This window comes from Salinispora sp. CH2A1_6, assembly GCF_056820975.1.
Window position 1 is genome coordinate 1 of sequence record NZ_JBXEDG010000001.1, and the last position, 15121, is coordinate 15121.

Below are 15121 nucleotides of genomic sequence, written 5' to 3' on the forward strand. Positions count from 1 at the left end.
AGGTGAGAACGTTCGTTCTCACTTGCGTTGGGTAGTACGTTAGAGAACGAACGTTCCCCTGCGCCACTCGGGGCAGCGTGACCGTCACCACACTTGACCCGGGACAAGAGGAAGCCATGCCCCCCACCACCCGAAACCGGACCACATCCCAGACCGAGCAGATCCGCGAACACATCCTGATCACCGCTGACCGGCTCTACTACAGCCGCGGCATAAACGCCGTGGGCATGGACGCTCTACGCAACGAGTCCGGCGTCTCTCTGAAACGCCTCTACCAGCTGTTCCCCTCCAAGGAGAACCTCGTCGAGGCCGTCCTGCACCGCCGGCGCGGTATCTGGAACAGCCTCGTCGAAGCCGCCATCGCCACCGGCAGCGGCACACCCCGGGACCAACTACTCGCCGTCTACGACGTGCTGGCCCGCTGGTTTGACGAGGACGACTTCCGCGGCTGCGTCTTCATCAACACCTTCGGCGAGCTCGGCGGCACCGCACCCCACATCGCCACGCTCATCCGCGAGCACAAGGCGAGTTTCCAGGCACGCCTGGCCGAACTGGTCGCGAATGCCGGCGCCCCCGCCGCACTCGCCCACCAACTCGCCATCCTCGCCGAGGGAGCCCAGACCACCGCCGCCATCGCCGGCACCAACGACGCCGCCCACCACGCCCGCGCCGCCGCCACCACACTCATCGACACCGCACTAGCCACGGACCGGCCACAAGCCACCACGACGGGGTAACCCCCGGGCACCACCTGACCGGGCTCAGAGGAGGCTCACCCCGAGCAGCAGGGTGCCGGCGGTGAGGCTGGCGCCGCCAGCGACGGTGAGCCAGATGAGTTTGTTGGGCTTCGTGTCCCGGGGCCGGACCACCGAGAGGAAGAAGCCGAGCGGCATCAGGATCGGGGCGGCGACGAAGAGCAGCCGGATCAGCGTACGGGTGCCGTCCCCCACGTCGGCCTGTTCGATGTAGGGGAGGGCAACGAGGGCGAAGAGGACCAGCACCCCGGCGTGCGCGTGCCCGGCGGTCCAGAGGCCCCGGCGGACCGGATTGTCCAGATAGCCGGCCGTGCGCCCGGCGAGGTGCCGGAGCAGGGCCAGTCCGCCCAACCCGATCGTCACGACGGTGATCAGCAGGATTCCGGCGGTGTTCAGCGTTGACGGGGACATGCGGACACCTCCAACTAGTCAATGTAAAGATGAACCTCCACCCGAATCTTGTCAACATCTAGATTTCCCCGACGGGCAAGCTCTCAGCGGTCGCCGGCGTCAGAGGTAGGGGAGGTGACCGGTGTCCGAACGCATTGACGGGGAGTTCACCACGTTCGTCAACGAACGGGGTGGTGTTCTACTGCGGGCCGCCTATGCCCTGGCCGGCAGCCAGCACGGCGCCGAGGACCTGCTCCAGACCGCGCTGGCCAAGGCGTACGCCCGCTGGCCACGGATCCGGGGGGACGCCGAGCCGTACGTACGCCAGATCCTCTACCGGGACCAGGTGTCCGGCTGGCGGCGCCGTTCCCGCCGGCCGGAGTTCCCGGTCGCCGTGCCGCCCGACCGGGTCGGCGGACCCGACCGCGGGCACGAGGTCGACCTGCGGCTGCTGCTGCGCGAGGCACTGCTGGCGCTGCCACCACGGCAACGCGCGGTACTGACCCTGCGCTACCTGGAAGACCTGAGTGTCGAGCAGACCGCCGAGCTGCTCGGCTGCCGGGCCGGCACGGTCGCCAGTCAGGCGTCCCGGGCGTTGGCCCGGCTGCGGCAGCTGGTTCCCGCACTCGACGGACACCGCACCGAGGAGCGGAGATGAACGGACCAACCGAACAGGACCTGCGGACCGCCCTGCGGGAACTAGCCGACGAGGCCCGCCCGACGACCAACCTCGCCGACGCCGCGCGAAGCCGGGGCCGACGGCTGCGGCGCCGACGGCGACTCGCCATGACCGGTGGCGCGCTGGCGACACTGGTCGCCCTGGCCGCTCCCTTCGTCTGGCTCCGGCCAACCGCCCCCGAGCCGGGCCCGGCCGCCTGGGTTCCGCCGTCGAGCTCAGCGGCACCGAGCCCATCCCGGATACCGGCACCCACCGGAGACTGGACCCAGCGGCCCCTGCCGCTGCCCGGCGGATGGCTGCTGGTCGGTGCCACCCCAACCGGCACGTCCCACACGCCGGACGGCGAGCGCATCATCCAGCAGGGGTACGCGTTGGACCGCACCCAGGACCAGTACGTCAGCACCGACGAGTACGACGAGATCTGGACCTCGCCCAGCGGTGCGGTCGCGGGGGTGGTGGACTACGACCGGCCGGGCGAGTTCGGGTTACTCGACCTGGACAGCGGCGCGGTCCGCTGGGTGCGTACCGGTCAGCACACCATGACGCCACAGTGGTCACCCGACGGCAGCCGAATCGCCCTGACCATCGGACGACACACGGCCCTCGGCGTGCTGAGTGCCACCGGCGAATGGCAGCTGTTCCCGGTGGACACCGAGAGGTACTTCTGCACCGACTACTGCTACTTCACCTGGACCCGGGACGGCCGGGAGGTGGTGTGGCAACAGACCGACCCCACCGCACCCCGCTCCGAGGCGGCGCCGCACATCCGGCGGGGGGTACAGCTCTTCTCCCCCGACGACGGCCGTCCGACCCGGTTCCTCCCGATCAAGGGGGACCCCACCGGACCGTGGTCCTGGTCGCCGGACGGCGAGCGGGTGGTGGTCAAGGGCCCGCAGGGGCCGGAGATCGTCGAGGTGGCCACCGGGCGCGTGTTCGGGCCGACGGCGAGCGCGGAGGCGGCGTGGGGCCCCGACAACCGATTGCTGTACCAGGACCGGCTGACCGGGGAGATGGTGCTGATCGACCTGGATGGTCGGGAACTCATCCGGCAGGCCCTTCCGGGCGAGGTCGGGCGGCAACTGATCGCTCTGGTGGCACCCCGTTGACAGCGGGCTACTCGACGATTCCCTGCTCGCGGGACCAGCGCAGCAGCTCGGCCTCGGCCTCGTCCCGCCCCAGCGGGCCCCGCTCCAGCCGTACCTCCTTGAGGTGTTTCCAGGCCTGCCCGACGACCGGACCCGGCGGTACGCCGAGCAGCTCCATGATCGCGTTGCCGTCCAGGTCGGGGCGGACCCGGGCCAGATCCTCCTCGGCCGCGAGCCGGGCGATCCGCTCCTCCAGCGCGTCGTAGTCGGCGGCGAGCCCGGCGGCCTTGCGCCGGTTACGGGTGGTGCAGTCGGAGCGGGTCAGCTTGTGTAGCCGCGCCAGCAGGTCACCGGCGTCGGTGACGTACCGGCGCACCGCCGAGTCGGTCCACTCGCCCCGGCCGTACCCGTAGAACCGCAGATGCAGCGCGACCAGTGCGGTGACCTTCGTGGTGGTCTCCCGGGGGAAGCGCAGCGCCTTCATCCGGGCCTTGGTCATCCGGGCACCGACCACCTCGTGGTGGTGGAAGCTGACCCGACCGTCCGGCCCGACCGCCTTCGTCGCCGGCTTTCCGACGTCGTGCATGAGCGCGGCCATCCGGAGGATGAAGTCGCAGCCGTCCTCCTCGTACGAGATGGCGTTGCGCACCACGGTCAGCGTGTGCTCGTACACGTCCTTGTGCTGGGCGTGTTCGTCGATCTCCAGCTTGAGGCCGGTCAGCTCGGGCAGGAAGCGCTCGGCCAGCCCGGTGTCGACCAGCAGCCGCAGGCCGGCGACCGGGTCGGCGCCGCAGAGCAGCTTGGTGAACTCGTCCCGGATCCGCTCCGCCGTGATCCGGTCCAGGTCGGCGGCCATCCGGACCATCGCCGCCCGGACGTCCGGGTGCACGGCGAACCGCAGCTGCGCGGCGAACCGGGCCGCCCGCAGCATCCGCAGCGGGTCGTCGCGGAACGACTCCTCCGGCGCCGCCGGGGTACGGACCACTTTGGCCGCGAGATCTGCCAACCCGCCGTGCGGGTCGGTGAAGCGATGCTCGGGCAGGCTGACCGCCATCGCGTTGACGGTGAAGTCCCGCCGCTTCAGGTCCTCGGCGAGGCTCGTGCCGTACTGCACCACCGGGTTGCGGCTGACCTGGTCATACACCTCCGCACGGAAGGTCGTGATCTCCAGCCGCAGACCGTCGCGCTGCACTCCGATGGTGCCGAACTCCCGCCCGGTCTCCCAGATCGCCTCAGCCCAACCACGCACGATCCGCAGCGTCTCGTCCGGCTGCGCGTCGGTGCAGAAGTCCAGGTCGTCGCCGAGGCGGCCAAGCAGTGCGTCGCGGACTGACCCGCCGACCAGGTGCAGTTCGTGACCGGCGCTCGCGAAGCGGCGGCCTAACTCGTCGGCGACCGGGGAGACCCGGAGCAGTTCGGCCACGGCGGTGCGCTGCGCGGCGGTGAGTTCGCGGCGGTCGGCGGCGTGCGGTGCGGAGTCGGACATGGGAGGGCCAGCCTATCGGTCCGACCGGGCCCGGCGTCCGCCGGGCGCGGATGATGCTCGGCCGACGACTAGTCTGTGTCGAGGCCCTCGCCCACGGACCCATGGTCGGTGCTGGGCACCGACCAGACCCTGGAGGCGACAACGATGAGCGGCCGGCTCTACCGCAGCGCCAACGCGCTGGGCGACGGTGGCCGACCGACGGGTGACGACGCGATCTTCATCTCGGCTGAGCCGCTGAACCAGCCGGCCGCCGAGGCGGTCGCGCCCCCGGATGAGGCGGTGGCTGAGGGGAGCGCCGCGGCGAACAGCCTGGTGATGGCCGCGGGCAGCCTGGTCAGTCGGGGCACGGGTTTCATCCGGAACCTGATGATCGGCGCGGCCCTGGGCAACCTGGTCGGTAACGCGTACACCACGGCGATCTTCCTCCCCAACCAGGTGTACGAGTTCCTGCTCGGCGGAGTGCTCACCAGCGTGCTGGTTCCGGTGCTGGTCCGGCGACGCAAGACCGACCCGGACCGGGGCGAGGCGTACGCCCAGCGGCTGCTCACCCTGGCGGTGGTGGCGCTCGCCGCCGCCGCCCTGATCGCGGTGGTCCTGGCTCCGGTGCTGACCGGCATCTACGCCGGCGGCAAGGACGAGGACTACCGGGGCCTGGTCACCAACCTGTCGTACCTGATGCTGCCGATGTTGTTCTTCACCGGCATCAGCGCGCTGATCGCCGCCGTGCTGAACACACGCGGGCACTTCGCCGCTCCGATGTGGGCGCCGATCCTGAACAACCTGGTGGCCATCGGCACCTTCGGCCTCTACATCTGGGTCTACGGCGCGCAGCCGCTCCAGCCGGGCCAGGTCGGAACGGACCGGATCCTGCTGGTCGGCGGCGGCACCCTGCTCGGGGTGGCGGTGCAGGCCGCGGGTCTGCTGCCCGCGCTACGCAAGGTCGGCTTCCGGTGGAAGCTTCGCTTCGACTTCCGCGCGTTGGGGCTGCGGGAGTTGGCCCGACTGGGCGCCTGGATGTTCTGCTACGTCGCGGTCAACCAGCTCGGGCTCTTCGTGGTGGTCAACCTGCTCACCCGGGTGGCCGGCGAGGACGACGCCGGCCTGCTGATCTACAACAACGTCTTCCTACTGCTGATGATGGCGCACGGCATCATCGCGGTCTCGATCATCACCGCGCTGATGCCCCGGATGAGCGCCGCCGCGGCGGACGGCCGATTCACCGACCTCACGGCCGACCTGTCCCGGGGCACCCGGATGGTCACGGCCGTCCTCGCCCCGGTGGCGGTCTGCTACGCCGTGCTGGCCGCGCCGATCTCCGTGGTGGTGTTCCGATACGGCGCGTTCACCGGGGAGAACGCCACCGCCACCGCCACCGTGCTGCTGGTCGCCGCGATCGGCCTGGTGCCCTTCGCGGTCAGCCAGCTCCTCACGTTCGCGTTCTACGCACTGCCGGACACCCGTACGCCCGCGCTGGTCAACATTCCGGTGGTGGCGCTGCGGGTGCTGCTCCAGGTCGGGCTCTTCGTCGCTCTGCCCGCCACCTTCGCGGCGGCCGGCATGATGCTCGGCAACGCGATCTCGTACCTGGCGGCGGTGGTGCTCTCCGCGCTGCTGCTGCGGCCCCGGGTCGGCCGGATCGGACTGGGCGGGATCATGCGTACGGTGGGCAGGGTGCTGGTCGCCGCGCTCGGAGCCGCGCTGGTCGGCCTCCTGGTGGTCCGCCTGCTGCCGGGCCGCCCGGAGGAGCTCGGGTGGTTCGCGGCGGCGGTCCAGCTGCTGATCGGCGGGGCGGCGATCGGTCTCAGCTACCTCGGGCTCGCCATGCTGCTCCGGATCGGGGAGGTCACCGAGGTGGTCACCATGGTCCGCCGCCGACTCGGTCACTGAGCGTCCCGTTCTGACCGTTTCTCGGGGCGTGGACGATCGGAGCTGCCACCGACGGGAGTGCACTCTGCGTGAACGAGGATCACCAATCTGGGGATACGGCTGTGGATAACTCCCGCCCGGCCGCTCAGTTGCCGCGGAATCCTGTGGATAACCAGCCGGGCGGGGAGGCATGTCCGGGGCGGACCCGGGAACCTGCCCCAGGTGCCCCGCCACCTGACCCCAGCCCCTGCGGCAACTACTAGCGGTCAACCTCTAGATTGGCTAGTACATGCGCCAGCGACACCGCCGACAACGGATATAACCGGACAAGTAACCCGAGCCCGGCAGCCGCTACCGGTGCGGCGGGCAGATGACATGCTGGGGAAGGCCGGGAACCCAGGTAAGGTCACTCTCGACGGGTGTGGCAAGCGTCGGCGCGGGCGCCGACGACGGCCGGCCGGTTCGTGGAGGGCAGAGCGGAAGCCACCATGCCCAGCAACGCTGGTCCATCGATCGACACGATCACCGAGGGAGGACGGGTGACCCAGGTCGGCGAGGGTCAGGAGGCGGACGAGAACGCTCCGCCGATCATGACCTTCGGTGCTCCGATCGCCGGTGATGTACTCGCCGAGCGGTACGAGCTCGTCGCGCACATCAACAACGACAGCGCTGGCCGGCTGCTCTGGCGCGGGGTCGATGTCGTGTTGCGCCGTCCCGTCGCCGTGGTGCTGCGCTACCCGGGCGGCGACTCCGCCACCGAGATGCTCCAGGCCGCCGTCGCGGCCAGTCGGGTCATCCACCCCAACCTGGTCGGAGTCTACGACGCGATCGACGAGGGCGAGCGGGCCTACGTGGTCCGCGAGTGGGTCGACGGACAGTCGCTGCGGGAAATCGTGGCCGCGGGGGCGCTGGATCCGGCTCGGGCGACCGCCGTCGGTAACGCCGTCGCGAGCGCCCTGGCCGCCGTGCACGCCACCGGGATGGTGCACGGCAACGTCCACCCCGGCACGATCATGATCAGTGACGACGGTCGGGTGGTGTTGGCGGACGCCCGCACCGACGGGGCCGACAGCCAGGCCAGCGACATCCGCGCGGTCGGCGGTGTCCTCTACTTCGCGCTGACCGGCCACTGGCCTCACGCCGAAGTCCCGTTACACGGTGCCACCGCCGGACACGGGCGGGCGGCGACCCCGGACGCGGTCCGCGGCCCGGAGGGTGCGCTCGCCGCGCCGCGCCAGGTGCGGGCCGGGGTTCCGGCGTACCTGGACGACCTCGCCATGGATCTGCTGGACGGCTCGCTCCCGCCCCCACCGTCGGATGTCCTCGCCGCGGAGCTGGCCCGGCTGGACGTCCCGGCCGATGAGCACTTCCTGGAAAGCAACGGCCCGCTGCGGTTCACCGCCGAGACCGGAGACGAGCCGTCACCGCTGGCCGCAGCCGGCGGGCGCAAGTTCGCCGTCGGGATCGCCAGCCTCCTCGCCGTAGCGCTCGTCGGCCTCCTGATCGGCATCAGCGTGCTCAGCGGTAGCGGGGACAGCGACCGGGACCCGACGACGGCCGCCAACCCTTCCCCCACCACGACGGCCGGTGAAGACCCGTCCGACCCCCCAGCAGCCGAACCGCCGACCATCACCGCTGCGAAGATCATTGACCCGGACAGCGGGGACCGCGCCGAGGTTCGCGACGCCGAGAAGGTGTTCGACGGCAGCGTGGATGAGGGCTGGGAGACCCAGACCTACAAGGGGCACCCGGATTTCGGCCGGATCAAGCGGGGCATGGGCGTCTGGCTCGATCTCGGCGAGCCTCGCACCCTTACGTCCCTGCAGGTCCAGCTCTCGGCGCGGGGCGCGTCGGCCCGGTTGTTCACGGGCACCAACGAGCACCCCTCCTCGAGCGCGGGCGACAATGCGCTCTTCGAGGAGTACGAGCAGAACCCGATCGGGCCGGCCAAGGAAGACGCCGGCACGACGATGACCTTCGACGCGTTCGACGCGGACACGGAATACCAGTACCTGCTCGTCTGGCTGACCGAGCTGCCGCCGAGTGACGGCGGTTACAAGGTGGGCATCCAGGAGATCAAGGTCTCGTGATCCGCTCACCGCGTCCCCGGCACTGTCTCCGCCGGGCGTGGTGATGGCGCCGAACGGGTCGGCCGAGCGACCGGTGGGCAGTAGCAGCCCGCCGGTAGCCGGCCCCGCCTCCGATCTCGACCTGCTGCGCGCACACGTCGCCGGCGATCGGGACGCCTTTGCCGAGTTACTTCGCCGGCACCGCGACCGGCTCTGGGCGGTGGCGATCCGCACCCTCGGCGACCGGGAGGAGGCGGCCGACGCGCTGCAGGACGCGTTGCTCTCTGCCCATCGGGCCGCTGGGCGGTTCCGGGGTGACTCTGCGGTGACCACCTGGCTGCACCGGATTGTGGTCAACGCCTGCCTGGACCGGATCCGACGCCGCCAGGCGCATCCGACGGTGCCACTGCCGGACGGCGTACGCGACGTGGCAGGTGCCACCGGTGGCGCGGAGCCAGCCGCTCCCGTGCCCGACCACGACACCGCTCTGGTGGTGCGGGAGGCACTGGCCGCGCTCCCGGTCGAGCAACGCGCGGCGCTGCTCCTGGTTGATGTGCAGGGCTACCCGGTAGCCGAGGTTGCCCGCATCCTTGAGGTAGCTGAGGGGACGGTGAAGAGCCGGTGTGCCCGGGGCCGGGCCCGTCTGGCAGCGACGCTCGGCTATCTCCGGACGGCACCGGAGCAGCCATTCTCGGATGGGGGCGTGCCAGCCGTCACGGGACGGAACCAGCAGCCGCGCGGTGGCGTCCGATCGGTGTCGGGGCGACCCCGGCGCGAAGCCAACCAGGAGGAGCTGTGACGACCGGGGGGTTCCGGGAGGTCGACCACGATGTGCTCGCCGACTATGTCGGCGGGGCACTCGCGGGCACTCCCGACGAGGTGACCGTCGCCCGCCTGGTCGAACGGGACACGGCCTGGGCGGACGCCTACGCCCGGCTCGCGCCGGCGGTCGCGGAGGTCCACGCCGCCCTGGTCGCCTATGGGACGGCGGAGGAGATGCCGGCGGCGGTGGCCGATCAGATCCGCACCGCGCTGGCCGCGACCGACGTTGCGACGGCGACCGAGGGCACACCAGCCGAGGGCGTGCCGGCCGGCAGGGCCGCACGCCCTTCGGTCGTGCCGGCTCAGCCGCACGCTGGTTCGCGGCGCCCCGGCGGCACTCCTCGAGTGGCCGCCGCCGGGCCCGGCCGGCGGCGTCGGCGCTGGCAGCGGGTCGGTGCTCCCGTCGCGCTTGCCGCGGTGGCGGTGGCCGCTGTCGGGCTGCTCGGCCTGGACCAACTCGACCGAGGGACAGACGGTCCGGGGCCAGGCACCGGCGCCACGGAGCAGGCCGCCGCCGGGCCGGTGGGCACCGCCGGACCACCGATCCAGACCGGTACGGACTACCAGCGGGAGGACTTGGCGGATCCGGCCTCATCGCCGCAGCAACTCTCCCGCGAGGGCACCACCGAGTCGGAGCCATCCGGCGTGGGCATCACCGAGTCGGAGCCATCCGGCGTGGGAATCCAGGGCGACCGGACGGCGGGGTCGGTCGGGCTCGATCGGCTGGCGGAACCGGGCGCGCTCGAAACCTGCCTGGCCGAGATCGGCACCGAGCACGACGCCGGCCGGTTGGCGGTCGAGCTGGTGGACTACGCCCGCTTCGAGGGCCGACCGGCGCTGGTCGTCCGGTTCACCGATGCGACTGGTACCCGCTGGGCCTGGGTCAGTGGGCCCGAGTGCGGGGTATCCGGGTCGGGCGCGGACACCCAGTACCGTACGCGGGTAGGGTAGAACCCCAACAACGGTCGCGGGGTGTGGTGCCGTGACGTGAGCTGACCCACCGGATGACCGGCTCGGGAATTCCCGGTTCGTACGATGGCGTTCTCTACATCAGCTGCCGATGCCTGATTCAGGGGTATCGGCACCGACTCGCCGTCGGTGCGCGCCGTCGGCGAACACACAGACGAATCGGGAGACGGCAGTGGACGACGTCCGCAACCTGATCATCATCGGCTCCGGGCCAGCCGGGTACACGGCGGCGGTCTACGCCGCGCGCGCGAACCTCGCACCGCTGGTCATCGAGGGGGCGCAGTCCGGTGGCGCGTTGATGACGACGACCGAGGTGGAGAACTTCCCGGGGTTCGCCGACGGCATTCTCGGCCCTGAGCTGATGGACAGCATGCGCAAGCAGGCCGAGCGCTTCGGCGCCGAGTTCCTGACCGACGATGTGACCCGGGTTGAACTCAAGAACACCGGCGAGGTCGGCTCAGACGCGGTCAGCACCGTCTGGGTGGGGGAGACCAGCTATCGAGCAAAGGCCGTCATCCTCGCCACCGGCTCCGCCTGGCGCCCGCTGGGGGTGCCGGGGGAGCAGGAGTACCTCGGCCACGGCGTGTCGTCCTGCGCCACCTGCGACGGCTTCTTCTTCCGCAACCAGCACATCATCGTCGTCGGCGGTGGTGACTCGGCGATGGAGGAGGCCAACTTCCTGACCCGCTTCGCCGAGTCGGTCACGATTGTCCACCGCCGGGACTCATTCCGGGCCAGCAAGATCATGGCCGAGCGTGCGCTGGGCAACGACAAGATCAAGGTCGAGTGGAACGCCGTGGTGGAGGAGATCCTCGGCGCCGATGGCAAGGTTTCGGGCGTCCGGCTCCGCCACGTGCACACCGGCGATACCCGGGTGCTCGACGTGACTGGCGTCTTCGTGGCGATCGGCCACGATCCCCGCAGCGAGCTCTTCCGTGACCAGGTGGACCTGGACGACGAGGGGTATGTGAAGGTGGACGCGCCCAGCACCAAGACCAGCATCCCGGGGGTGTTCGCCGCCGGTGATCTGGTTGACCACACCTACCGGCAGGCCATCACCGCCGCCGGTACGGGCTGCGCCGCTGCTCTGGATGCCGAGCGCTTCATCGCCACGATCCAGGGCTGAAATTCTGAAACACATCCCCCGAGGAGGGAACGTAGTGGGAGCAACCAAGTCGGTCACTGACGCCAGCTTCACCACCGAGGTACTGCAGTCCGACAAGCCGGTTCTGGTGGACTTCTGGGCGGAGTGGTGCGGGCCGTGCCGGAAGGTGTCGCCACTGCTCGAAGAGATCGCCGGTGAGATGGGCGATCAGGTCAGCATCGTCAAGCTCAACATCGACGACAACCCGGAGACCGCCCGTAACTACCGGATCATGTCGGTGCCGACGCTCACCGTGTTCAAAAACGGCAAGCCAGTGCAGTCGATCGCCGGCGCCAAGCCCAAGGGAGAGCTGGTCAAGCTCATCCAGTCCGCGCTCTGACCAGCGCCTGACACACCTGCCCCCCGCATCCGCTCCACCGGGTGCGGGGGGCAGGTCTTTTTCCGGCCGACGCACCTCGGGCCCGGCAAGCGCCTAACCTCAATCCCAGAGACAACACCGCCGGTCGTCGGCGGGGCCACCGGAACAGGCCATCGGCAGTCTCGCCGGGCCATCCGGTCAGCCAGCATCCGTGCAAAAGGGGGTCGAGCGTGCGTCCGATCCGACCCGGCGACCGTGGACCGGCGGTCACCGAGATCCGTAAGGTGCTGGCCGGCCTCGACCTGCTCGTCCCGGCAGCACCGGACAGCGACGAGTTCGACGCCCGCACCGAACGTGCCGTCCGAGCCTTCCAACAGTCCCGCGGGCTGAGCGTGGACGGTCGAGTCGGCACCGAGACATGGCAGGCCCTGGACGCGGCCCGCTGGCGGCTGGGTGCCCGTAGCCTCTACCACTCCGTACCGGAACCCCTCATCGGTGAGGACATCCGATCGCTCCAGGAACGGCTCCTCGAGATGGGCTACGACGTCGGCCGGGCGGACGCCATCTACGGTGTCCGAACAGCCCGGGCGCTCGCCCAGTTCCAACGCGAGGTGGGGCTGGTCCCGGATGGCACCTGCGGCCCCCACACCGTGAACTCGCTGCGACGCCTCGGCCGCAAGGTGGTCGGCGGGCGCCCACAGTGGCTTCGTGAATCCGACGCCATCCGTCAGTCCGGTCCCACCCTGGTCGGGCGGATGGTGGTCATCGACCCGGGGCACGGCGGCATCGATCCGGGCGTGACCGTGCCCGAGGGGCAGTTGCACTGGACCGAGGCCGACCTGGTGCACGACCTCGCCAGTCGCCTCGAGGGGCGACTCGCCGCGGCCGGGGTACGAGTGCAGCTGACCCGCGGTCCGGCACAGCGGGACCGCCTGCCCGACGTTGACCGGGCCGCACTGGCCAACTCGCTCGGCGCGGACGTGTTCATCTCCCTGCACCTCGACGGCCACGTCAATCCGGCCGCCGACGGCGTGGCCACCTACCACTACGGCACTGACAACGGCGTCACCTCCACCACTGGCGAACGCCTCGCCGGCCTCGTACAGCGGGAGATCGTGGCGCGAACCGGGCTGCGCGACTGTCGGTCCCATGCAAAGGCGTGGGACCTCCTCCGGCTGACCCGAATGCCGGCCGTCCGGGTCGAGGTGGGCTACCTGACCTCGCCGGCGGACCGGTCCCGGTTGGTCGAACCACGGTTCCGGGACCGAGTGGTGGAGGCGATCGTCGCGGCCATCCAGCGGATGTACTACCCGATCGAACAAGACGTACCCACCGGTTCGATCGACGTGAGCAAGCTGCGGGCGATGGTGGCGGCCGAGAGCGTGGCCGCCGGGACCGTGGTTGACTGACCGAAGCGGTGCCCGCGGTGGCCCACCGGGGCTGGACCGGGTCGCCGGAGTGGGTCGGACCGGCCGGAGCAGACTCTCCGGGCTCATCGAGCCGAGCAGCTTCTCCAACGCGTACTCGACGTCGGACTTCCAGCTCAGTGCAGTGCGCAACTCCAGGCGCAGGCGAGGGAAGCGCGGATGCGGGCGGACCGTCTTGAAACCCACCGAGAGAAAGTATTCCGCCGGAGCCACGCAGGCCCGCGCCGAGTCGTCAGCGTCGCCGAACTTCGCGTCACCGAACACCTCGATCGCCTTGATTCCGCGCTTCGTCAGGTCCCGGGCGACCCCCTGCACGAGCATCCGACCAAGCCCGCCACCGGCGAAGGCCGGTACCACCTTCGCCGTCATCAACAGCGCCGCGTCGGGGGAGACCGGTGAGGTCGGAAAGGCCATCGATCGCGGCACGTACGCCGGCGGGGCATACAGCACGAACCCGGCGGGCATGTCGTCAACGTAGACCAGCTTGCCGCAGGCGCCCCACTCCAGCAGGGTCTGCGAAACCCAGGCCTCCTTCTCCAGACCCGGATCCCCAGCCCCACGGGCCCGATCGGCCGAGACCGGGTCCAGCTCCCAGTAGACGCACTGCCGGCACGAACGGGGCAGGTCCTCCAGGGTGTCCAAGGTCAGGCTGACCAGACGTCGCGACATTGGCGCATCCCCACAGTAGGCTCGGAGGTAGACCGCCCTTCGGTGTCCCCAACCAACGATCGTACGCCGGATCCGGACACCACGGGAAGGGATACGCGAAACGACCACCGGGCAGGTGACAGCGCGACATGACCGGCACGACGCTCGACGACTACACCGACCGCTACGCCCGACGGGTTCGGGGCATGACCGCATCGGAGATCCGAGCGCTCTTCGCGGTGGCTAACCGGCCGGAGGTGGTCTCACTCGCCGGAGGTGCGCCGTACATCGCTGCTCTCCCCCTGGACGCGGTCGGCGAGATGCTCGGCCGGCTCGGGGCCGACCACGGCATCACCACCCTCCAGTACGGCATCGGTCAGGGCACCCCGGAGCTCCGGGAGCGGATCTGTGAGGTGATGTCGCTCTCCGGCATCGACGCCGCCTGCGGCGCCTCCCCCGACGATGTCGTCGTCACCATCGGCGGCCAGCAGGCGCTGGACCTGGTCGCCCGCCTCTTTCTCGACCCCGGCGATGTGGTGCTCGCCGAAGGCCCGACCTACGTCGGGGCGCTCGGGGTCCTCCAAGCCGCCCAAGCGCAGGTCGTACACGTACCGATGGACAACGACGGGCTGATCCCCGAGGCCCTGGAGACCGCCATCGCCGACCAGGCGCGGGCCGGTCGCCGGATCAAGTTCCTCTACACCATCCCCACGTACCAGAATCCGACCGGCGTGACGCTGACCGAGCAGCGACGCGAACGGATCCTCGATATCTGTGAACGCGCCGGCCTGCTGGTGGTGGAGGACGACCCGTACGGGCAGCTTGGCTTCGAGGGCGACGCCCCGGCACCACTGCGCGCTCGCCGCCGCGACGGTGTCTTCTACCTCAGCACCTTCTCGAAGACATTCGCGCCCGGGCTGCGGGTCGGCTGGATCCTCGCCCCGCACGCGGTGCGGGACAAACTCGTCATCGCCAGTGAGGCACAGATCCTCTGCCCCAGCAGCTTCGCTCAGGCGGCCGTCGCCACCTACCTCGGCACCATGCCGTGGCGGGAACAGCTCAAGGTCTACCGGGAGGTCTACCGGGAACGGCGGGACGCGCTCCTCGCCGCCATGGCCGACCTGATGCCGGCCGGCACGGCGTGGACCCGGCCCGAAGGCGGCCTCTTCGTCTGGGCCACGCTGCCGGACGGGCTGGACTCGAAGGCGATGATGCCCCGCGCCATCGCCGCCCGAGTGGCGTACGTGCCCGGTACCGGCTTCTACGCCGACGGCACCGGTAACGACGCGATGCGGCTCAACTTCTCCTTCCCACCGCCCGAACGGATCCGGGAAGGCGTACGGCGACTCTCCGGGGTGATGGAGCAGGACATCGCCATGCGCCGGGTTTTCGGCGAGGTCGGCCCTCCCGGCACTCGTCGAGGGGCCGGTTCCGACACCCCCGGACCACACTTGGCATGATT

Annotated in this window: 13 protein-coding genes and 1 pseudogene; 11 read left to right on the forward strand and 3 right to left on the reverse strand. The window is 70.4% G+C overall.

From position 1 onward, the window contains the following. Positions 1-116: 116 nt before the first annotated feature. Entirely contained in the window at positions 117-737 is a 621-nt protein-coding gene (locus tag AC1UKG_RS00005) for a TetR/AcrR family transcriptional regulator (protein ID WP_018743509.1), read from the forward strand. 24 nt (positions 738-761) lie between these two features. Here AC1UKG_RS00005 and AC1UKG_RS00010 read toward each other — a convergent pair whose 3' ends face one another. Next, positions 762-1166 carry a hypothetical protein gene (locus AC1UKG_RS00010; protein WP_018743510.1) on the reverse strand — a complete coding sequence of 135 codons (405 nt, stop codon included), beginning with the start codon at positions 1164-1166 and terminating at the stop codon, positions 762-764. A 121-nt stretch (positions 1167-1287) separates the two neighbouring features. Between AC1UKG_RS00010 and AC1UKG_RS00015 the strand changes: the two genes are divergently transcribed. Together AC1UKG_RS00015 and AC1UKG_RS00020 are read left to right on the forward strand one after the other, a co-directional pair. After that, a complete protein-coding gene (locus AC1UKG_RS00015; protein WP_018743511.1) occupies positions 1288-1803 on the forward strand; it encodes a SigE family RNA polymerase sigma factor in 516 nt (171 codons plus the stop codon). After that, positions 1800-2930 (forward strand): PD40 domain-containing protein, encoded by a 1131-nt coding sequence (locus AC1UKG_RS00020; RefSeq protein WP_018813948.1) that lies wholly within the window; start codon positions 1800-1802, stop codon positions 2928-2930. The genes AC1UKG_RS00015 and AC1UKG_RS00020 overlap by 4 nt, the downstream gene beginning before the upstream one ends. Before the next feature lie 7 nt (positions 2931-2937). Here AC1UKG_RS00020 and AC1UKG_RS00025 read toward each other — a convergent pair whose 3' ends face one another. Beyond that, positions 2938-4395, reverse strand: a complete 1458-nt coding sequence (locus tag AC1UKG_RS00025) for a CCA tRNA nucleotidyltransferase (RefSeq protein WP_018743513.1) — start codon at positions 4393-4395, stop codon at positions 2938-2940. Positions 4396-4539: 144 nt separating this feature from the next. Between AC1UKG_RS00025 and murJ the strand changes: the two genes are divergently transcribed. From murJ to AC1UKG_RS00060, 7 genes are all read left to right on the forward strand, one after another. Continuing rightward, entirely contained in the window at positions 4540-6282 is a 1743-nt protein-coding gene (gene murJ, locus AC1UKG_RS00030; RefSeq protein WP_482642892.1) for a murein biosynthesis integral membrane protein MurJ, read from the forward strand. Between the two features lie 467 nt (positions 6283-6749). Next, a complete protein-coding gene (locus AC1UKG_RS00035) occupies positions 6750-8351 on the forward strand; it encodes a protein kinase family protein (RefSeq protein WP_018813946.1) in 1602 nt (533 codons plus the stop codon). Between the two features lie 43 nt (positions 8352-8394). Beyond that, a complete protein-coding gene (sigM, locus tag AC1UKG_RS00040; RefSeq protein ID WP_482642821.1) occupies positions 8395-9129 on the forward strand; it encodes an RNA polymerase sigma factor SigM in 735 nt (244 codons plus the stop codon). Further along, positions 9126-10103: a hypothetical protein gene (locus tag AC1UKG_RS00045; RefSeq protein ID WP_026271308.1), complete on the forward strand. Its 978-nt coding sequence runs from the start codon at positions 9126-9128 to the stop codon at positions 10101-10103. Before sigM ends, AC1UKG_RS00045 begins: the two co-directional genes overlap by 4 nt. Before the next feature lie 190 nt (positions 10104-10293). Then, positions 10294-11247 (forward strand): thioredoxin-disulfide reductase, encoded by a 954-nt coding sequence (gene trxB / locus AC1UKG_RS00050; protein WP_018730981.1) that lies wholly within the window; start codon positions 10294-10296, stop codon positions 11245-11247. 34 nt (positions 11248-11281) lie between these two features. Continuing rightward, positions 11282-11605, forward strand: coding sequence for a thioredoxin (trxA, locus tag AC1UKG_RS00055; RefSeq protein ID WP_018730980.1), 324 nt, complete (start codon positions 11282-11284; stop codon positions 11603-11605). A 209-nt stretch (positions 11606-11814) separates the two neighbouring features. Next, positions 11815-12993, forward strand: a complete 1179-nt coding sequence (locus tag AC1UKG_RS00060) for an N-acetylmuramoyl-L-alanine amidase (RefSeq protein WP_018743518.1) — start codon at positions 11815-11817, stop codon at positions 12991-12993. A gap of 24 nt (positions 12994-13017) precedes the next feature. Here AC1UKG_RS00060 and AC1UKG_RS00065 read toward each other — a convergent pair. Further along, positions 13018-13680: pseudogene (locus tag AC1UKG_RS00065) on the reverse strand (GNAT family N-acetyltransferase); the annotation flags it as partial. Between the two features lie 128 nt (positions 13681-13808). Here AC1UKG_RS00065 and AC1UKG_RS00070 point away from each other — a divergent pair. Further along, the gene (locus AC1UKG_RS00070; RefSeq protein WP_018743520.1) at positions 13809-15119 is read left to right on the forward strand and encodes an aminotransferase-like domain-containing protein; all 1311 of its coding nucleotides are present in this window, start codon (positions 13809-13811) and stop codon (positions 15117-15119) included. Positions 15120-15121 lie beyond the last annotated feature (2 nt).

Excerpts from the sequence above, each read along its gene's own strand:
- AC1UKG_RS00020 (WP_018813948.1), top strand. The coding sequence starts at position 1,800 with ATGAACGGACCAACCGAACAGGACCTGCGGACCGCCCTGCGGGAACTA.
- AC1UKG_RS00005 (WP_018743509.1), top strand. The coding sequence starts at position 117 with ATGCCCCCCACCACCCGAAACCGGACCACATCCCAGACCGAGCAGATC.
- AC1UKG_RS00025 (WP_018743513.1), bottom strand. The coding sequence starts at position 4,395 with ATGTCCGACTCCGCACCGCACGCCGCCGACCGCCGCGAACTCACCGCC.
- sigM (WP_482642821.1), top strand. The coding sequence starts at position 8,395 with ATGGCGCCGAACGGGTCGGCCGAGCGACCGGTGGGCAGTAGCAGCCCG.
- AC1UKG_RS00070 (WP_018743520.1), top strand. The coding sequence starts at position 13,809 with ATGACCGGCACGACGCTCGACGACTACACCGACCGCTACGCCCGACGG.
- AC1UKG_RS00035 (WP_018813946.1), top strand. The coding sequence starts at position 6,750 with ATGCCCAGCAACGCTGGTCCATCGATCGACACGATCACCGAGGGAGGA.
- murJ (WP_482642892.1), top strand. The coding sequence starts at position 4,540 with ATGAGCGGCCGGCTCTACCGCAGCGCCAACGCGCTGGGCGACGGTGGC.
- AC1UKG_RS00010 (WP_018743510.1), bottom strand. The coding sequence starts at position 1,166 with ATGTCCCCGTCAACGCTGAACACCGCCGGAATCCTGCTGATCACCGTC.